Source organism: Actinophytocola sp. (assembly GCF_035634895.1).
GTDB lineage: Bacteria > Actinomycetota > Actinomycetes > Mycobacteriales > Pseudonocardiaceae > Actinophytocola.
Genome location: NZ_DASQCC010000213.1, coordinates 15074 through 34415 on the forward strand (window position 1 = coordinate 15074; position 19342 = coordinate 34415).

At 69.5% G+C, this 19342-nt stretch carries 16 protein-coding genes; 6 read left to right on the forward strand and 10 right to left on the reverse strand.

Annotation, left to right across the window (positions count from 1 at the left end):
* Positions 1–3: 3 nt before the first annotated feature.
* Together VET29_RS32525 and VET29_RS32530 are read right to left on the reverse strand one after the other, a co-directional pair.
* A complete protein-coding gene (locus VET29_RS32525) occupies positions 4–2916 on the reverse strand; it encodes a hypothetical protein (RefSeq protein ID WP_324927860.1) in 2913 nt (970 codons plus the stop codon).
* Between the two features lie 147 nt (positions 2917–3063).
* Positions 3064–3690 carry a helix-turn-helix transcriptional regulator gene (locus tag VET29_RS32530; RefSeq protein ID WP_324927862.1) on the reverse strand — a complete coding sequence of 209 codons (627 nt, stop codon included), beginning with the start codon at positions 3688–3690 and terminating at the stop codon, positions 3064–3066.
* A gap of 174 nt (positions 3691–3864) precedes the next feature.
* Here VET29_RS32530 and VET29_RS32535 point away from each other — a divergent pair, with 174 nt between their 5' ends.
* Entirely contained in the window at positions 3865–5076 is a 1212-nt protein-coding gene (locus tag VET29_RS32535; RefSeq protein WP_324927864.1) for a hydrolytic protein, read from the forward strand.
* Positions 5077–5132: 56 nt separating this feature from the next.
* Here the strand turns inward: VET29_RS32535 and VET29_RS32540 are convergent, their stop codons facing one another.
* From VET29_RS32540 to VET29_RS32550, 3 genes are all read right to left on the reverse strand, one after another.
* A complete protein-coding gene (locus VET29_RS32540) occupies positions 5133–5285 on the reverse strand; it encodes a hypothetical protein (protein WP_324927866.1) in 153 nt (50 codons plus the stop codon).
* Positions 5282–5617: a hypothetical protein gene (locus VET29_RS32545; RefSeq protein WP_324927868.1), complete on the reverse strand. Its 336-nt coding sequence runs from the start codon at positions 5615–5617 to the stop codon at positions 5282–5284. Before VET29_RS32545 ends, VET29_RS32540 begins: the two co-directional genes overlap by 4 nt.
* A gap of 289 nt (positions 5618–5906) precedes the next feature.
* Positions 5907–8045 carry a DUF4157 domain-containing protein gene (locus tag VET29_RS32550; protein ID WP_324927870.1) on the reverse strand — a complete coding sequence of 713 codons (2139 nt, stop codon included), beginning with the start codon at positions 8043–8045 and terminating at the stop codon, positions 5907–5909.
* A gap of 666 nt (positions 8046–8711) precedes the next feature.
* Between VET29_RS32550 and VET29_RS32555 the strand changes: the two genes are divergently transcribed.
* From VET29_RS32555 to VET29_RS32565, 3 genes are read left to right on the forward strand one after another with little or no spacing between them, the layout of a single operon-like run.
* Positions 8712–9077 carry a hypothetical protein gene (locus tag VET29_RS32555; RefSeq protein WP_324927872.1) on the forward strand — a complete coding sequence of 122 codons (366 nt, stop codon included), beginning with the start codon at positions 8712–8714 and terminating at the stop codon, positions 9075–9077.
* On the forward strand, positions 9074–10120 hold the full coding sequence (locus tag VET29_RS32560; RefSeq protein ID WP_324927875.1) for a hypothetical protein: 1047 nt from the start codon (positions 9074–9076) through the stop codon (positions 10118–10120). The genes VET29_RS32555 and VET29_RS32560 overlap by 4 nt, the downstream gene beginning before the upstream one ends.
* Complete coding sequence (locus VET29_RS32565) at positions 10120–11328, forward strand: PQQ-binding-like beta-propeller repeat protein (RefSeq protein ID WP_324927921.1); 1209 nt, start codon at positions 10120–10122, stop codon at positions 11326–11328. Before VET29_RS32560 ends, VET29_RS32565 begins: the two co-directional genes overlap by 1 nt.
* Here the strand turns inward: VET29_RS32565 and VET29_RS32570 are convergent.
* Positions 11282–12106, reverse strand: a complete 825-nt coding sequence (locus VET29_RS32570) for an AAA family ATPase (protein ID WP_324927877.1) — start codon at positions 12104–12106, stop codon at positions 11282–11284. The two genes, VET29_RS32565 and VET29_RS32570, sit on opposite strands and share 47 nt — an antisense overlap.
* Before the next feature lie 316 nt (positions 12107–12422).
* Here VET29_RS32570 and VET29_RS32575 point away from each other — a divergent pair, with 316 nt between their 5' ends.
* On the forward strand, positions 12423–14135 hold the full coding sequence (locus tag VET29_RS32575) for an APC family permease (protein ID WP_324927879.1): 1713 nt from the start codon (positions 12423–12425) through the stop codon (positions 14133–14135).
* On the opposite strand, the gene VET29_RS32580 is transcribed toward VET29_RS32575, so the two are convergent.
* From VET29_RS32580 to VET29_RS32595, 4 genes are all read right to left on the reverse strand, one after another.
* Positions 14116–15807 (reverse strand): hypothetical protein, encoded by a 1692-nt coding sequence (locus VET29_RS32580; protein WP_324927881.1) that lies wholly within the window; start codon positions 15805–15807, stop codon positions 14116–14118. The genes VET29_RS32575 and VET29_RS32580 overlap by 20 nt on opposite strands.
* Complete coding sequence (locus VET29_RS32585; protein ID WP_324927883.1) at positions 15804–16814, reverse strand: hypothetical protein; 1011 nt, start codon at positions 16812–16814, stop codon at positions 15804–15806. The genes VET29_RS32580 and VET29_RS32585 overlap by 4 nt, the downstream gene beginning before the upstream one ends.
* Positions 16815–16830: 16 nt before the next feature.
* On the reverse strand, positions 16831–17142 hold the full coding sequence (locus VET29_RS32590) for a hypothetical protein (RefSeq protein WP_324927885.1): 312 nt from the start codon (positions 17140–17142) through the stop codon (positions 16831–16833).
* Between the two features lie 194 nt (positions 17143–17336).
* Positions 17337–18494, reverse strand: coding sequence for a mandelate racemase/muconate lactonizing enzyme family protein (locus VET29_RS32595; RefSeq protein ID WP_324927887.1), 1158 nt, complete (start codon positions 18492–18494; stop codon positions 17337–17339).
* A 72-nt stretch (positions 18495–18566) separates the two neighbouring features.
* Here VET29_RS32595 and VET29_RS32600 point away from each other — a divergent pair, with 72 nt between their 5' ends.
* Entirely contained in the window at positions 18567–19307 is a 741-nt protein-coding gene (locus VET29_RS32600; protein WP_324927889.1) for a FadR/GntR family transcriptional regulator, read from the forward strand.
* The last annotated feature ends 35 nt before the right edge of the window (positions 19308–19342 follow it).

Consider the following 19342-nt stretch of genomic DNA (forward strand, 5'->3'; position numbering starts at 1 on the left):
TCCTCATCTGCGCTCCACCATGTCCGGCGGCGCGATCGACCCGGACACGACCAGGAACGGGGTCGTGACGGGGGAGAAACCCGGGCCTGCCGCGGTGATCGTGCGTGGCCCGGTCTGGTCCTTGGTCAGGATCAGCAGCTGCGCGATGAAGCTGCCGTCACCGCGCGGGAACGTGGGCGCGGCGGCCGCGGTGATGCCGGGGGTCCAGGTCAGCCGGACCGGCACGCCCGGCGGGAAGTCCAGGCCCCGCACCGAGGTCACGAAGCCCGGCTTGCCGATGGGAGGCACCGCGACGATCCTCGGCTGGAGCACGACCACGGGCGTGTTCGCCACGTTGTCGGCCGGGTTGGCGTCCGTGCCCGTCGTGCGCAGCGTGCCGCCCGCCGTGGTGCGGAGCGGAATGTTCGGCGCCAGGCCGACCAGCACCACGACCGACGCACCCGATGGCAGGTCCGGCAGCGCGCACCCGGCGGCGGAACACCCTGACGGCAGCGTCGCCACCGGCACACCCCGCGGCAGCGCGAAGTCCAGCCGAAGCCCGGTCGCGGGCACGCCACGGCCGTTGCGCACGGTGTACCGCAGGGTCGCGCGACCGCCCACATAGGACGGGTTCGGCGCCACGTCGACGGCGAGCCCTGGCCCCGCGGCCGGCGGCAGCGGGGGACGGACGGCTGGCGGGCCCGCCACCGGCAGCTCGGTCTCGGCGGCGTTGTCCGACTGCTGCACGTCGATCACGTCACCCGCGGCCGACCACGTCACCTGCTGGCTGCCGGGGGCGATGGCCACGAGGTCCGCGTCGATCGTGACGGGTTCGTCGGGTGCCAGCGCACCGAGGTCGCACCGCAGTGCGGCGACCTCGCAGGTGCCGCGCGACGGTGCCAGCGAGTCGATCCGCACCCCGCCCGGCCGCGCGACGGTCAGCTCGGTGTCCCGGGTGGACGCCGGACCGCGGTTGGTCACCGTGACGGTCACCCGGGTGGTCTGCCCGATGCCGGTCTCGTCCAGCACGGGAGGCGCGGTCACCGTCAGATCCGCGGACGGCTGCCACGCCGGCTCCTTCTGCCTGCCGGGCAGGCCGGTCGCGATCCGGTCCAGCCCGCCGGTCGCGGGGTCCAGCACGGCCAGCTCCTCCGGCGACGCCGAGGACTCCGCGCGCCGCGTGGTCAGGACCAGCCGCGTGCCGTCCGGCGAGAAGCCCGCGTCGCGCGGCTGGAACGGGCCCGCGGGCGCGTCCACCGGGGCCGCGCAGGTGCTTGGTGTCGCGGGCAGCAGCACCTGGCAGCCGTCGTCCGCCAGGGTCGCCTCGAGCAGGCCGTCACGCTCGCGGTTGAAGACCAGGCGTGCGCTGTCCGGGCTGAACGTCGAGCTGTCGTCGGTCACCGCGCAGTCGAACCCGCAGACTGCGGTGGACACGTCGCGCTGCTGGTCGAGCGTGCCCGCCCGGGCCGTCCACACGTGGTTGTCGCGGATCTCGCCGTTCGGCCCGTCGGACACGATGCCGCGGGTGAACGACAGCAGGGTGCCATCCGGCGACCAGGCGGGCTGCGTGTCCTCCTGGTCTGCCACCTCGGGCGGCGGGGTCAGCCTGCCGACCACGCCACCGGAGGCCACGTCGACGATCACCACATGGCTTGGCCCGCCGTCGGGTCGCACGCCGCCGGGGGAGCGGCGCGCGAACGCGATGAACCGCCCGTCCGGCGACCAAGCCGGGTCGAACTCCCAGTCCGCGGTCTGCCGGTCGGCCACCGGCAACCTGCGCGGGTTGGCGCCGTCGGCGTCGACGAGCCAGAGTCGTTGCGCCCGAACGCCGTCGACGTCCTCGAACCGGGTCACCACGATCCGGCGCCCGTCCGGTGAGTACTCCTCGCGCTGCGTCCACGGGTCGAAACCGGGCCTCGGGTGGAACAGCAGGTTCGGGTTGTCGACCGCCTCGGGGTCCTCGCGGAGCACGGTCAGCCCGAGGTCCCGGGGATCCGTGCCGTCGGGCAGGATGTCCTGCAGCGTGGCCGTGGACGCGGTCGGCGCGCTCGTGCGGGACACCAGCAGCCGTCCGTCGAGCAGCGCGGGCGAGGCGAGGTCGCGGTCCTCGCTCAGCAGCAGCGTCGGCTCGCCCGCACCGGTCTCGTACACCCCGCCCTGGCTGAGGAAGAGCAGCGCCGTGCCGTCGGGTTTCCACACCGGCCAGCGTGCCTGCCACTCGGGACCGAGCACCGGCGTGCCGGTACCCGAGCCGTCGACCACCCGCAGCTCCGTGCCGTCGAGGGTGTAGGCGATGCGGTTGTCGACCGGGTTCCACGCGGGTTCGGCGGCCGTGCCGTCGTCGTCGGTCACCCGCACGGCCGCCCCGCCCTCGACCGGCTCGCGGAAGATCGCCCCGTCCCGCGCGAACGCCACCTGCGTGCCGTCCGGCGAGAACGTCGGCCACGTCTCGTCCTCCGGTGTGTCGGTGAGCCTGCGCAGGCCGGTGCCGTCCACACCGACCAGCCACAGGTCCCTCCCGGTGTCGCCGGCGGCGTCGAACACCACCGTGCGCAGGTCCGGCGACAGCTGGGGGTGCGCGGCGTCGCCGGTGGCGGCGAGCCTGCGCACCGCGCCGTCCCCGGTCCGCAGGTACACCTGCGGCAGGCGGCCGTCCCGCAGGCTGGTGAACACCACCAGGTCGCCCCGCGCCGACACGTCGTCGTCGTGGTGTTCCGGTCCCGCACCGAAGAACGGCGCACTCGCCGCCTGGCTCGTCGCGACCCCGATGCCGCGGTGACCGGTGCCCGCGAAGGCGATGCGACCGACACCCTGTGGATTTTCCTGCTGTGCCAACGCCGTCGGCGACGCCAGGCCACGCACCACCACGAGCACACCGCCGAGTACGGCCGCCACCGCGAACACCGCGGCGGCCCGGGACCTCCCCCTGCTGACCACGATCGCACCTCCAGTCCTCGCCGGAATCCTCCCCGGTGCCGCCGCCTCGGCATGAGGTCCGCGCGGGCACAGCGCGGGCAGACCCCGGGACCGTCAGGGCAGTCAGAGCAGTCAGGGCGGTCAGGGCAGTCAGATCAGCCGGAGCGGTCAGATCAGCCCGTGGCGCATGACGTAGCCCACGGCGTGGGCGCGGTTGCGCAGGTGCAGGCGGCTCGTGACACCGTGCAGGATGTTCTTCACCGTTCGCTCCGAATAGGACAGTTTGCCCGCGATCTCCGCCGTGCCGAAGCCTTCCGCGATCAGCCGCAGCATGTCGGCCTCCCGAGGCGTCAGCGTGGAGAGCGTGAGCCCGTTGGGGTCGAGCGCGTGCCGCTGCATCTTTCCCACGTGGTCGAGCAGGGTGGCGAGCAGATCGCCCGGCAGCACGGCTTCTCCGTTGGCCATCGCGAGAACCACGCTGACGAGCCGGTCCTGGTTCGCCTCCGACCGGCGGAGCACGGCCGCCACCTCGCAGTCGACCGTGGTCTGCAGGGACTCCTTGTCGATCCGCTTGACGATCACACCGGTCCGCGTGGTCGTCGACCTCCGCAGCCGCCGGAGGAGCCGAGTAGCGCTGTCGTCGACCTCGTCGACCACGACCAGCGCCACGGCCGCGCGCGTTTCCTCCTGCTGTGTCAACACTTCCACTTCGGGCCTCGGCCGCAGCTGGTGAACCACACCCGCGCGCAACACCGGGTCCTCCGCGTACACCATCACCGGAACTCTCGTTGTCATGTCGGCTCCCCTTTCCTGTTTCATACTGTGGAGCGAGGGGGTGGCCGTGCAGCCGATCCGGGCCAGGAGTGCACGGGATTGCCCGCAGAGTGCCCTTTTCTCCCTGCCTGCCGCCGCGTCGGCTGCCTACCGTTTGCTGCCGTGACCGCTACGACAGAATTCGGTCTCCCCACGGTGGTTGTCACACCCGGCCAGGAGACCAGGACGACGATGACCGTGCGCAACGACAGCGACATCGTCGAGGCGTACACGTTCGAGGTGGTGGGGGAGTGCGCGCCCTGGACCGAGGTGGAGCCGGGCAGGCTGTCGCTGTATCCGGGCACCTCCGGCCAGGTGACCGTCGTGCTGGCGCCACCGCGTTCGCCCGCGGTACTCGCGGGCGAGAAACCGTTGGGAGTACGGGTACTGCCGACCGAACGCCCGGACGCGGTGTCCGTGTCGGAGACGATCGTCATCGTGGAGGCGTTCGCGGAGCAGCGCGCCGAACTGGTGCCGGAGCGCCGCCGCGCGTGGCGCCGGGCCCGGTATGTGGTGGCGCTGCACAACGACGGCAACACCCCGGTCGCGGTGAGCCTGTCCGCGCAGGAGACCGACGACCAGCTGAGCTACACCTTCCCGGCGCGGCCGGTCACCGTCGAACCCGGTGATCGTGCGGAGCTCGACCTGCGTGCGCGGGTCGGCAAGGTGCTGTGGTTCGGCAAGCCCGTGACCTGGCCGCTGCGGGTGGACGCGGCCGCCGAACAGACCCAGCATCCGCTCGACGGTGAGCTGATCCAGCTGTCGGTGTTCCCCAGGTGGCTGCTCGCCGTGCTGGCCGCGCTGCTGGCGTTGATCGTCGCGTGGTTCCTGCTGGTGCGGCCCGCGGTGCGGAGCGCGGCACGGGAGGCCGCGGACGACCGGGCGCAGGAGGTGGCCAGGGCGGTCGAACAGGCAGCGGAAGCCCAGGCGCCACCGGGAGGCGGCGGCGGTGGGCAGCAACAGCCGCAGAGCGGCCAGGAACAGGCCGCGCAGCAGGGGAACCAGCCGCAGGCGCAGCAGAGCTCCAGCACCATCGAGGTCCGCACGAACACCGGTGACCTCGGTATCGGCACCTATGTCGTCCCGGCGGGCAAGGTCTTCCGCATCACCGACCTCGTACTGGGAAACCACCAGGGCGACGAGGGGGTGCTGACGATCAGGTTCGGCGACCGGACCATCACCACGATCGCGCTGGAAACCTTCCGCAACCAGGACTACCACTGGGTGACACCCGTCGACGTGCCCGCGGGCGCGTCGGTCTCCGCGTCGGTCAACTGCGCCCGGCCGGGCACGCCGGCGACCGGACGGCAGGCACCGAACTGCTTCCAGGTGTTGAACGTCAGTGGTCAGCTGGCCGACCAGGGCTGACCGTCCACATCAGACCGCCCGGTCCGCCGGCCGGGCGGTCCCGCTGTCGTGTGCCGCTACTGCCTGCGGTTCCACTCGTCCAGCAACACGTCGATCCAGGCCGCCAGCAGCGCCGCGGTCTCCCTGTCTTCCCGAGCGAGGCACGAGAGCTGCTCGGCCCGCGCGGCCGTGATCTCCGGCGCGAGGTCGACCAGCCTGGGATCCTTCAACGCAACCCCGCCGCGATCCGGAACGCCAGGATGTACTTGGGCAGCTCGACGAGCGCCTGCTCCCACCGGTCGGCAGCGATCTGCCCCGCGAACGCACACTCGACGATCAGCCGGTCGACGTCCGGGTCCAGGTCCGCGGTCCCCAGCAGGGTCGCGGACAGCTCGGCCTTCCGGAGCCGCGCACGCACCTCGTCCAGCGTGCGCTCGAGATCGGCGATGATCGGCGCGGCCTGCTCCGGTGTGACCACCAGCCACCCGGCACGGGCAAGCTGGAGGAAGAGGTCACCGGCAAACCCCTCCACGAGGCGATGCGAATCGTCGTCGGAACGCATACCCACCCTCCACGCGGACCTGGGAACGTGATCTGACCCAACAGGACCCACGCCCGATTTCCAAGGGTCCCGGCCGCAAGGGTGCCCCGCAGTACACCGCCCACTGCCCACACAGTGCATCCCGCCCTCACCTCAGTCCAGCAGCGGGCCCGAACGCCCGGAGGGCGTCTCGACGACGACGTCGAGCCAGGTGCCGCAGGAGCAGCCGAAACCGCCGTGGTGACGGGTCGGCGGGCTGGGGTCCGGGTGGGTCGCCGACAGGTGTCACGGACGCCCGTCCAGACGCGAGTCAGGTTCGCCGCGTGCCGGCCATGGTGAGGGTGAGGGCGCCGGAAACCGATCCCCGGTACCTGCTGTGGAAGGTGCCTCCGGTGCCGTGCAGGTCGAAGTACCAGAGCTTCGCGGGTTTCTCGAGCTTCTTCAACTCCGCCTCGTGTTCCTTCGTTCCCTCCTCGGTCTTCACCGTGCGGGTGTAGTTCTCCAGGGTCACGGTGTCGTCGCCGTCCTTGGCCACGACGCCCGCGAAGTGGAAGTTCCACTGGTCGTCGGAGCGGGCGCGGGTGCTGTAGATCGCGTATGCCTCACCGACTCCGGGGGAGGCGGCGTCGTTGATGCCCAGGCGGCGGTCGCGCGCGAGGTCGGGGTTGTTCTCGTAGGGACCGTGAGCCGCGGTGCCAAGCGCGGCGGCGACGGCGTTGAACGTCTGCCGGGCGTTCTGCGCGGGTGGGTCGGCGAGCTGGTCACCCAGCCTGTCGACCACGATCTGTTGTAGCGCCGGAGATTCCTCCATGTTCTTGCTTGCGAACGTCCGCAGCAGTATCTGGGCCGACTGGAGGTCCATCCCTGCTTGGCTCAGGGCCGGTCCGAGGGCGTTGATCGCCTGTGTGTTGATTTCCCCGTCGTAGGGCTCCTGGTCCAGGTTGAGCTCGATCCGGTGGGTCCGCCAGGTGAAGAGCACCCTGTTCGATTTCAGGTCGCTGAGGAGTCGTCCGGACGTCATGCCCGCTTCGGTGATCCGGTAGGGCACGGCGCTGAGACCCTTGTCGTCATGGGGATTCAGCGCCGCCGTCACGGGCTCGCCGCCCGGCTGGGCGGGGGGGAGTATCGCCAGGTCCATCTCCCGACCGGTCACCTGCTTGGCGACGTCGATGCACTCGTGGACGCTCAGCAGTTCCGTGCCGGTCTTCCTGCCGCCCGCGATGATCACGGGTGTCACCCGCTTCAGCCCGCGCGGGACCAGTTCCGCGGGCACATCTTCGTCGGACAGTTCCAGTCGCACCGGCGACCCCTGTTGCTCGAGCGCGGCGTTGGCCTCGTTGATCACGGCGGGCAGGGCGAAGAAGTTCTGGGACTCGCCCTGCTCCAGCACCATTCCGCCGTTGGCCGACACACGCCACTGGCTGCTCAGGGGTTCGAGGCCGGGCGGCTGGTCATCGGTGGCCTCCTCGCCGATCCGGCCGTCGTCCGTGGTCTCGTCGTCGGACAGCTGTCCGCCCATGGCCTGGGCGACGCGCGCGGCCAGGGTGTTGATGTGGGCGGCGCGGGAACTGCGGGACCCGTTGTCGGGCTTGGCGGCCCGCCAGGCCACGATCGCCTGGTTGATCGCATCCAACTGGGCGTGGTGTGTGGTGGCGGGGTTGTTGTTCGCGGCCTGGCGCCAGGCCGCGACGGCGGTGTCCACGTGCTGCAGCTCGTTGGACCGGCCCATGGTCAGCGCGAAGAAGCTCTGCAGCTTCCACCGGCCGGCCAGGTCGTACAGTGCGTGCTGTGTCTCCGGCAGGCCGGCCGGGGCGCGCTGAACGACCGACGCCTGCGGCGAACCCGGTGCGGGCCGGGCGGGCGCTGCCTGGCCCGGTTCGGGTAGTGGCCGTGCCATCACCCGGTTCGCGGTCTGTTCCGCCTCGCGCTCGAAACGGTCGGCCGGGTCGGAGACGGACAGTCCCGCGCCGTTGTCCGTCCCGGCCACCGGACCGGAGCGCTGCTGGACGACGTGCGCCAACTCGTGCGCCAGCGTGTGCCGGTCGTCGCCACCCGCGCCGAGGACCACGTGGTTGCCCGATGTGTAGGCCCGGGCGCCGATCCCCGCCGCCGAGTCCCGGGCGGTTCCGTCGCTGTGCAGCCGGACGTCGGAGAAGTCCGCGCCGAGCCTGGCCTCCATCTCGGTCCGGGTCGTCTCGTCGAGCGGCTTTCCGGGGGAGCGCAGCACCTCACGCACGGCCGACCGCTGGACCTGGTGGTCGGCCACGAGCCTGGCCACGGCATCGTTGCCGACGGTGCGTTGCAGCATCAGCAGCGTGTCCGGCGACAGGTCTTTCGGGGGAGTGGCCGGCGGATCCGCCGCGCGGGCGCCGCCGGTCGCCGCATCGGCGGGCCGCCTACCGCCCTCCTCAGCGGCACGCTGCCGTTCCGGTCTGCCATGTGCGTGCATGGTTGCCTCCGTTCCGCCTGCCACTATGGCTACCTGCCCACCGGCACGACAGGTCAGGCCCAGGAGGGCAGTAGTCGGGCAGCCGGACTGCCCTCGCGGCCCACACCGCCTCCGGACCGCCACGGATGGCCGCGTCGATCATGAGGCGAACGCGTGGAAGTCAGCCGGCCACAAGAGGTTGGAGGAACTGGTGGACCTCGGCGGCGAGACGGCGCAGCTGCTCCGGCCTCCAGGGCGACGGTCGCGGAGGCCGTCCAGTTGCCGTCCTCATGCCGACACGGTGTGATCGCCCAGGTCAGACCCACGGCCAGGCCGCCGAGGAACGGGGCGAGGTCGTTGCCGCCCATGACCGCCAGTGTCACACCGTGCACCGTGGCCAACAGCCCTGGCGCCCCGATCTGGGCGCAGGCCCTGATCGAGCCGTCGTCCCAGATCGGCCCGGTTCCACAGCCGCACCCACGTTCCACGGCCCGGGGTGCCCAGGGACACCGCCAGGCTCTCGTCGTCTTCGGGACCGTGCTCGCACTCCACGGCCGCAGGGTATCCGCGCCTTCTGCCATCACGCGCGGAGTTTCCGATCGTTGACCGGTTCACCCGAACCAACGGCGAGACCCGGCGCGCTGTGTCACAGTCGTGCCACCGAAAGCAGCAGTCATGGGGGCGAACATGCCAGAGGGATACGCGACTGACACGGACGTGATACGCAACGCGGCGGCCATCCTCGACGGGGCGCACAAGTTCTTCAACGACCGGCTGGTGACGGTGCGGCAGGTCGGGAGCGAGACCGCGAACACGCCGTTCGTGGGCGGGCGCGGGAAGACGGGTGGGTTCCAGGGCGGGCTCGGCTACTTCGACAAGCGGTTCCGGGAAGTGCTCGACGAGTACATCGACGACGAGAAGAATTTCGTGCTCTTCATCCAGCAGGCACACGACCGGCTGACGAACAGCGCGGCCCTGTACGACTCGGAGGAGCGGGGCAACACGCTCCGGATGACCGCGATCGCCCGGCAGCTCGACGGGGAGCAGCAGTGACCGTCGGCGACTGGAGCTACGCGCCGGACCCCGGCTACGTCGACCACCTCGACGACGTCTTCCGGCAGGGCAACGCCCCCCGGCTGGCCGGCATGCTCAGGAGCCTGGCCAACCCGTCGACCATCAGCCCGTACTTCACGCCCTGCTACCTCGACATCCCGGCGGTCGTCGTGGTCGCGCCGGACGACGGCGAGTTCACCTCGCACGAGGTCGGCGGCAGTGAACAGATAGGGACCGACGCCTACTCGATCCTGCAGGGCTCCGCGCGGTCGGACCCGCAGCCGGACCTGACGATCGAGCAGTTCTTCTACCATGCGGACATCCTGACCGGGCAGGACGTCGGCAAGCTCCGCGATCACCTCGGCACGAAGCTGGACAGGCTCGACGTCGTCGACGGCGGGTACGTGGCGGACGTGGTCGAGGCACTGGACGCCACCCGCACCGGCGAGACGACGAAGATCTGGACCGACATCAACCGCGTGTTCCTGACCGACTCGACGGCCGAGGGTTCGATCTGGCACGACTGGACCGGCACCGCGGCGGCGGAGGCCAAACCGAAGTTCGTGACGCTCGGCAAGTGGTTCGCCCAGGACGCGAGTGACGGCGAGTTCCGCCAGCGGGCGTTGCGTGACCTGTCGGAGATCCTGATCCGCTACGCCGCGACGATCCACGGCGCCAGGATGAACCTCGACAACCTCATGGGCGAGCTGGTCGACCAGGTCCACGCCTGGAACGACAACATCGACATCGCCAAGGAGCACCCGGGGAACTGGATCTCGCTCTCCGGGATCAAGGACCTCAAGTCGAAGACGCCGATCGGCGTGGCGTTCAGCGTGGCCGACGCGATGATGGCCGCCGCGGCGGAGACGACGAACGCGAAACAGCTCCCGGAGAACCAGGTCTACTTCAAGCTGGCCTCGTTCCTGAAGGCCGCCGACCAGCTCCTGTGGGACACCGCCAACCAGGTCAACGCGCTCACCGGCGACCTGGACCGGGTCCGCGACGGGCGGGAACGCGTCGACATACCGGTGTGGCCCTCATGATGCGGCGCGGGATCGCGGCACTCGCTCTTGGCATCGTGTTGTTGCTCAGCGCCTGTACCGGTGACGAGACTCCGCCGCCACAAGAGACAACGCCGCGAACACCGTCGGACGGGAACCGGCTCGAGTGGTCGGCGGAACCGTTGTGGCGCGGCGACACGGCCGGGCTGCCTGGCGTCCTGCGGAGCGGCTTCCGAACAGCACGGTTCGCCGGCGGGCTGACGCTCCTCGAATGGGGCTCGGACACGATCGCCGTCGTGGATTCGGATACCGGGCGGCCTGCCTGGACGGCCAGCCGGGAGCCGCGAACGGACCCGACCGCGAAGAACTTTGTCCCGTTCAACCCGACCGGGCGAGCGCCCGTCGCGACGATCGGCGGCGACACCGTGCTGTTCGCGGGTTTCTTCTCCGACGGCGAGCAGTCGACGGCGGCTTTCCGGCTGAGCGACGGCGAACCACTGTGGCTCGCCTCGGTGGAGTACGGCGTCGCGGACGCCGACGACCACCTTGTGGTGGTGCGGCTGGGCGAGCAGCCACATACGCGGGCACTCGACGCGACCACCGGCGTGCCGCGTTGGGACGCCCCGGGGCTGTGGCCCCGGTTCGTGGCGGGTGACCGGGTGCTCGCCGAGATCAGCTCGAAGGAACCGGACCAGGACGCGGACGACTCGACGCTCGTCGCCCTCGATGCCGTGTCGGGAAGGCAGGTGTGGTCGCTGGTCGACCGGTACACGCGGTCGGAGGTCGCGTTCGTGGCGGGCGGTGTCGCGCTCGTCTACGCACGCGCCGCGGGTGAGGCACGGGACAGAGCCGTCGTGCTCGACGTGTCGACCGGGGCGGAGATCACCCGGCTGGGCTGGGACTGGGGTGCCCGCACCACCTGCGCCACCGACCACACCGCGGTGATCGCCTGCACGCTCGACAAGCAGCTCGACACGTACGCGGGCCTGTCGGGCCGGCTGGTCACCTTCGACGTGCGGAGCCGGCAGAGCCATCCCGCCCCGGCCAAGGATCTTCGCGACACCGAGGTGAGCGCGGTGTGGGACGGCTACGTCTTCGTGCGCGCGCACCACACCACCTGGGCGGTGGACCGCGATGGCGCCCGCGCGTCCGCCGACCTCCCCGGCGACCTGATCGGCATCGACGACCGGCACGTGGTGGTTCTCAGGTCCGGCAGTACCTCCGGGATCGCCTCCTATGCGCTGGACTGAGTTTCCACGACCCGGCCATGCCGCCGGACGCCCCGAGCCCACCCGCGTCACCCGGATCTGAGCGTGTCGAAAGCGAGGCGTTCGCCTCGGCCAGCAGCGCGGTTCTGGGGCGGATCGCGGTCTCGTCCACCTCGCTCACGGCGCCGCGTTGGGACCGCGCCGTGCACACCAGCAGGAACGGCTCGGTGGGCGCGTTGTCCACGAGATAGTCGACCACCGCCAGCAACGCCTCGCTCAACGCCCGGAACTTCACCGACGGCGTCGCGGCACGCCCACGCAGTACCCGGAGCCCGGTCTCGGCGGCCAGCCGAGTCGCCTCCGTGGCCAGCCGAGTCGCCTCCGTGGCCAGCCGAGTCTTGCCGATCCCGGCGTCACCACAAAGGACCACCACCCCACCGGAACCCGCCGCGGCGGCCTTCGCCGCGGCGGCCTTCGCCGCGGCCCGCAGCCCGGCGACCTCGTCCTCCCGACCCACGACCGACGGGCCGCCCAACCGCACGAGCCCGGCGGTGCCCCAAGCAGCTCCGCGACCCGGTCCCGCACGGCGGCCAGCCGACCCGCTTTTCCGGCCCGGCCCGGCCCCCGACAGGATGGACAACGTCTCGAACCGGTCGGCGGAGGGCAGGGTCTGCCCGGTTATGTAGTCACGCACGGCCGTACGCGACCAGCCCGTCTTGGCGGCCAGCTCGCGATAACTGGCCTTGCGGTCGTCCCGCACCCGCGCGTCCCGCCGCCGCAGCCCCTGCAGGACCTCGCCCAACTCGGCCAGAGTCCGCACAGCGGCAAGCGACTCCACAGCGAAACCCGGCACCTGCCCGCCGCCACGGACACTGCCGTCCGTACCGTCGGAAGTGAATCTTCCGGCCAACCGGCCTTCAACCCCTCGACAACCCCTGCGCGGCGACCGTCGAAGTATAGGCGGAACGGCGGCCTCCGCCACTACACGTCGACAGGGGAGCTGAGGTTCCGCCGGGTACGGAGGGACCAAACATAAACTGCGGGAAGTGCTTCAAGCGTTCGCAAACCTTCCCTGGGTGCGCTTTCCGATGAAGTACAGTTGCCCGAAGTCGCGAGTACTGGGGAGTGTCCGAGACGTGTCGTCAACCTTCGCGCGATCGATTCCCGAGGAGCAGGACCGGGCGGAGGAGCGGAGGCTTTCCGTCTTCGACCTCGTCGGTTTGGCGGTCGGTGGAGTGATCGGCTCCGGTTGGCTGTTCGCCGCCGCCGAGGCGTCCAGGACCGCCGGGTTCGGCGCGATCTGGGCGTGGGCGATCGGCGGCGCGGTCATGATCGTGATCGCGGTCGTCATGGTGGAGTTGAGCGCCTTCGCCCCGAAGACCGGCGGGCTAATCTTCCTGCCGCTGCAGAGCAGCGGTCCACTCGTCGCGATCATCGCGGCGGCAAGCCTGTGGGTGTTCTACGCGACCAATCCCGCCAGCGAGGCCGCCGCCATGACGAAGGGGCTGGCCTACTGGTATCCCAATCTGCTCGACAGTTCCACGGACACGCCCACCATGTTCGGATTCGTCACCGCGGCGTCGTTCATGGCGGTGATCTTCGCGATCAACCTGGTCGCCCAACGCCTGTTCGTGAAGGTGAACTTCGCACTCACGTTGTGGAAGGTCCTCGTTCCCGTGCTGATCGTCGTCCTGCTGCTCATGGCGGGGTTTGACGGCCGAGCGCTGACCGAGCAGACCGGCAGGGAGGGCAACGGGCTCGACGCCGCGCTCGCCGCGGTGGTGGGAGGTGGCGTGATCTACGCCTACACCGGTTTCCAGGCGCCGTTGGACCTGGCCGGTAACGTCCGTCGGCGTGGAGTCGGTGAGGCGGCTCGTCTGCGTTGGGCGGTGTACGGCACCCTGGCTGGGTCGATCATTCTGTACATCGCGCTCCAGGTCGTCTTTCTCGGTCACAACCATGGCCAGCTGTTGAGGGTCAACTTCGACTCGCCCTACACACAGTTCGCCATCGCGGCATCCTTCGCCTGGCTCGCGCCACTCATCAGGATCGACGCTCTGCTTTCACCGATGGGCTCCGGACTCGTGTTCACGAACGCGCTGACACGCGAGGTCGCCGCGCTCAGCCGCGCCCATCTCACCCACCGGGGCCTGCAGACCGCACGGCACGCGTCGATCAAGCTCGGCAACCGGACGCACGACGTCTACTGGTTGGTGCTGCTGGCCAACTTCGTGGTGAGCCTGATCCTGCTGCTGGTCACCAGTGGCAGCTGGAAGACGCTTATCACGATCATCAGCGTGGCGACGCTGGTCGTCTACGCGTTGCCGGGCGTCGTGCTGGTCTCGTTGCGTCGCGGCGCCCCCGGCCACCCTCAGGTGGGTTCGAACCGTCGGGGGCATGTTCAGGAGGTTCTGGCGCACGCGAGCTTCGTGTCGATCGCGTTGCTCCTGTACTGGGCCCGCTGGGCGAGCCTGTGGCGCGGACTGCTCGTGATCGCGATCGGCTGTGTGCTGTTGTTCGGGTTGCCGCTCCTGGCTCGACGGGATGTCCCGGTGATCGGACGCCTCCTGCGGAAGTACGACACCAAGGAACACGTCACGCTGTTCCGCCAGTGGCGGACGAACCCTGCCGCCCGCGCCGCGACCCTTCTCCTCGGGTACCTGGGCGGGCTGGCGGTGTTGACGCTGCTGGGCAAGTCGACGGTCGGGGTCGATTGCGAGCCCTGGCTGAGCCTTCTGGTCGCCGGGTTCGCGTTCGTGACGTTCCGCCGCCTGGTCGCCATGTCGATGAGCCACATGGCCGAGGTTCCGCCGACGTTGCCGATCCCGGCTAGAGCAACGAGCGGATGACCGCTGCCGCGTCGGCGGTGAGATCCGCCTTCTCGAGCTCGCGTACCGCTTGCTCGCGGCGGGCCACGTCCGACCATCTCCCTACCGTAGCGCGCAGCAGCAGGTGCCGGTCCTCTTCGTCCATGGTTCCGTCCACCAGGCGCCGGACGACCGCCACGACGTCCTTCGGGCGGACCCGCTCCTCGTTCTCGAGGCAGCGTTCGAGCAGGTCCCAGGCGTCCTTCCACAGATCGGTTCCCTTGTCGCCGTGGGCCTTGCCGAAGTGGTCGGCGGCGATGTCGGCGATCAGCTCCGCCAGCTCACCTGGTGCCGGGCCGGTCCCCGACGGGTCGGCCAGTTCCCGGCGCGCGACGTAGGTGGCCTCGGCGTGGCCCGCCTCTCGAAGCCGCTGGAGGCATTCGACGAAGTGGGCCCTGGTGGCGGGGAAGTTCAGGACGCGTGCCGCGAGCCGTTCGCCGACGAGGTGCTCCACGCGCGGCCGGTCGCGTCCGTGCTCGACCTTCCTCAGCAGCGTGACCAGCTCCGTGCCGGACCGGCCCTCGACGTGTACGGCCGCCGCGAAGCGCAGCTGTCGGTTGCACGACGGATCCGCCCTGAGGCTGCGTAACCAGCCGTCCAGCTCGTCGAGCTCACGAAGTGGACGAGGCCCGTTCTTCCGTGCCGCACCCATGGCCACGATGTCGATGAGGAGATCGGCGAGCGTCCTGCCGAGCGTCGCGGACTGCTGCCACGTCTTGATGATCTCGGCCAGCTCCTTGGGATCGGTGCGTGACGCCAGGTGGTTGCGCAGTCTCGCGCATTTCTCCTCGTGCTCCGACAGCTGCTCGCAGAGCTCGACGAGTTCGTGTTGCCCCCAGTGCAGTCCCGCGTATTCGACCAGCGGGTCGGCCGGGCTCCTGATGATGAGGCGACTGACGCGCCGCACGGTAATGGAGAATCGATCGTGTGATTTCAGCTCTTTGTCGATCCAGTCCTCCAGAATCCGCTCGGTCGGACTCAGCTGCCGCAACGCACCGACGAGATCGTGAAGCTCGACGGGGTCGGTCTCGTCCGGTAGCAGACTGTTCTCATCGATCGCTTCGAGCGAGTGCTTGAGAAGGTTGCCGGCGTCTTCGGCGCAGTCTTCGTCGCGCAACGCGATGTAGAGCAGCGCCTTGTCGATGTTCGTTCGGCCCGATCTCGTGCCGGCGAAGATACGCAGCGTCTGCTCGGCCAGGTTTCCCTTGTCGGCGCGGCGGCACTCCCGCACGAACACGGCGACGTCCAGCGCTGGCCGCTGGCACGCGACGTCGTGGATGACGCCGTCGGTCAGGGGAGTGCCTTCGGCGCGTGTGGCGCACTCGGCCTGCCACTGCCCGATCGCGAGCTGAGCCGCCTCCTTGACGTTCCGGCACAAGGCGGCCGTGGCCAGCACGTTGACCGCGTCCCGGGACTCGAAGAGCTGGGCGGACTCGATGAGTTCGGCCACCGGTCGTTTTCGACCGAACACATGCAGGGCACGGATCGCGGCGGCGGGTTGAGGTCTCTCACTCGTCGACGTTCGAGGTTGCTCACCCTTGCGCAACGCGGTGATTCGCTCGATGAAGTTCTCGATGCTCGCCGTGTGCACCCAGTCGTAGGCGAATCCCCATTCTTCGCCCACGTCTTCTCTGGTCGCTCCGCCGTTGTTCACGCTCGTAATGTCGGCTCCACCCGGTTCCAATAGCGCGCGAACTCGTCTGGGGTGTAGTTGTTGTTCGCCGCGTCATGGATGTTCCGCGCGATATCCCGGTTGGCCTCGTCGGTGGTCTGGTAGAGGTGGGCGACGACGTCACCGGCTGTGCCCGGGTCCCGCAGCAGAAAGCTCAGGCTGAGCCGGCTGTCCCGCCTCAGGCGGTGGGCCCAGTCCTCGGGTCCCACCGGCATCACCGGCGCGTCGTTGCGGCGCTCGGGATCCATGTGGTTGGTGAACAGCGGCTCGCGTTCTCGCGCGTTGTTCAGCAGCATCTTCGGCATGTCATGCACCGCATCCTGGCAGTTCTGCATTTCGTCGCGTAATGCGTCGCGCACCATGCCCAGGGTGAGCTGACTCTCGTAATCCGTGGTGCCATTCGACAACACGTTCATCAGATGTCCGCTGAACGGCGTGCACCCGGGAAACCGGCCGGGCAGGTTCGAGCACCCCTTCGCGTCCATGAGATGCGCGTCCGTAGTCGCCGTCAACACGCAGGTACCCCGGTCCAGTCTGCCGAGAATCTCCGGTATGGCGGACTTCTCGCTCAGTTGTGGCAGCAGGTTCGCGTAGCAACAGTCGGCGATCAGGACTTTCAGGTTCGCTCGGCTCCCCCGCATCGTCCGGTAGATGTACCAACTCGACAGCCAGGTCCACGGTTTGTCCTTCTGGGAGGACCCGACCGAGAAATGGACCTGGCCGCCCGGCAGGTCGCTCCAGTACGCACCATGGCCGACGTACACGACGAGCAGTACGTCGTCCGGTTCGGTCTGGTCCGCGACCTCCTGGAGGGCCGCCATGACACCGTCGGCGGTCTGAAGTTCCGCGGGCTCGAGCACCCGGCAGGAGCCCGGACCCCACATCGGATCCCCGGTCAGCAGTTCACCGTACTCGTGCGCACTCGCGCCGATCCACGAGTAACCATCGATTCCGGAATCGGTGCCGTACTCATACGGCCCGATCACCACCGCCCGGCGCCTCATCTCAGCGGTCCGACCGATCGTCGGGCAGTTCCTCGGTGTCGATCACGGTCTCCGGGGGGTCGAGCCGCGCCGCACGCCAGCGCTTCACGACCTTCTTGACGCCATCGACCGTGGCCTGCAGAGTCATCTCGGCGCTCTTGGTGACCACGGCGACCAGGATGATGTCCACGAGTCCAACGGAGAGGACATCCCCGTCGTCCACCGTGTGCTGCTCCCAAGGAAGATCGGTTTCGCGCGTCAGATCGGCGAGCATTTGGTCTGGTTCATCCAGGCCGATTGGCCCTTTCACCGTTACCGATATTCTCGTCGGCATGCTCGATCCCCCCTTGGATGCGACGTGGGCACCATAATAAACGAGGCCTGGTCAGGATCGGGTCGCGACCGAGGACGAGATGGAGCGTGTTCGCCGCGCAGGCTCGGACCGACCTGGAAAAGCCCGGCCTGTGCTCAGCGCGAGCACGAGTTCCAGGACTTCCGAGGTCCTGAGAACGCCGGACAGGGCAGCCGCTACTCGAACACGCCGTAGCCCGCGACGGCGTGTGCCCGGACGCCGTCCATGTCGAGTTCCACGCCGATGCCGGGGGTGTCGGGAAGCGTGATGTAGCCGTCCTTGACGATCGAGCCGCTTCCGTCGGGGGCGTGGACGTAGCTGTCCCACACCGCGCGTTCCTCCAGGGCGTGCCATTCCTGGACGAAGAAGTTGGGGATCGCTCCGCACTGGTGTGAGGTGGCCATCGTGCCCAGTGGGGTCGACACCAGGTGTGGGGCGAAGGGGATGTAGTGCATCTCCGCGAGGTTGGCGATCTTCTTGGCCTCGGCGAGGCCGCCGCACTTGGGCACGTCCGGTTCGATGACGTCGACGGCTCCGCGTTCGAGCAGCTCGCGGAATCCCCAACGCAGGTACAGGTTCTCGCCCGCGCAGATCGGTGTGCGGGTCTGTGCGCGCACCCGCACCAGCGCGTCGATGTTCTCCGCCGGCAGCGGCTCCTCCAGCCACATCAGGTTGAACGGTTCGAGCTCCCACGAGATCCGGCACGCGCTCGGCACGTCGTAGCGGGCATGTAGGTCGATGGCCAGGTCGACGTCTGGGCCGATCGCCTCGCGGACGGCCGCCACACGCTCGACCATCGATCGCAGCTCGGCGGCGTTGACCGTGTGGTTGAAGGCGTCGAACTTGGCGGGGTGGTGGAGGTTGTCGATGTCGAACTTGATGGCGGTGAAGCCCTCGGCGGCCATCCGCTGGGCCCGGTCGACGCATCCGGCGATCGAACCCGCCGGGTCGTCACCGTCGCCGCAGTCGGCGTAGAGGCGGATCCGGTCGCGGAACTTGCCGCCGAGCAACCGGTAGACCGGCTGGCCGGCGGCCTTGCCCGCGAGGTCCCACAGCGCGATCTCGATGCCGGACAGGGCGATCACGAACACCCCGGCCTGGGGACCCGCGAAAACCCTGTTCCGGCGCAGCTTCTCCCAGCACCGCTCGACGTTGCGTGGGTCCTCGCCGATCAGCAGGGGTGCCAGGTACTCGATCATCCCGACGACGGCGCCCGCGCCCGCGTCGGGATTGGCCTCGCCGAACCCGCTGAGGCCCTCGTCGGTATCGATCCGGATCAGCGTGGCCTGGCCGTGATAGGCCACCACTGCCGTCGTGACGTTCACAATCCGCATTGCTCTCCCGCCGCCGGGTCGTGCACAGGAAGGGACTGTCGCGATCTCCAGCTTGTCCGATAAGCTGATGACATGCAAGGGAGACAAGAGTCTCCGGACGTCAGGATCCGGACTCTCCCGGTGCAGGTGGCGGCCCACCTGACCCGGCGCATCGTCAGCGGCGAGATCGCGGACGGCCGGGCCCCGTCGGAGCTCGACATCTCCCAGGAGTTCGGGGTGTCCCGTGTGGTGGCGCGGGAGACGCTCAAGATCCTTGCCTCGCTCGACATCGTGGACGTCGCGCAGGGCCGCCGCGTGGTCGTGCGTCCCCGCGCGGAGTGGGACTACCTGAGCCCGTTGCTGATCGAGTGGCTGCCCGAGGAGATCGTCAACGAGCTGCTGCAGGAGCTGCACCAGCTGCGCGTGCTGCTGGAGCCCGAGCTCGCCGCGATGGCCGCGTGCAGCATCACCGACGAGACCCTGGACCGGCTCTCCGGCGAGATCGACCGCATGTCGGAGCTCGAGGCGGATCCCGACGCCTACCTCGAGGTCGACCACGAGTTCCACATGGAGATCTGCCGGGCGGCCGACAACCGCATCCTCGACCGGATCATGTACTCGGCCCGCTGGCTGGGCACGGCCAGCCGACGCATCACCAACGAGGCGCCGGCCGCGCTGCGCAAGGCCACGAACGACCACACGGAGATCTACGAGGCGCTCGTGGCGCGCGACCCGGCGGGTGCCCGCGCGGCGATGCGCAAGCACCTACGCAACAACTCCGCGCTCATCGCGGAGAAGGAACAGCAGACCAGGCAGGCCGCCCGGCGGCGCTAGCGCACTGCACGACCGACATCCGGAACCAATGACGA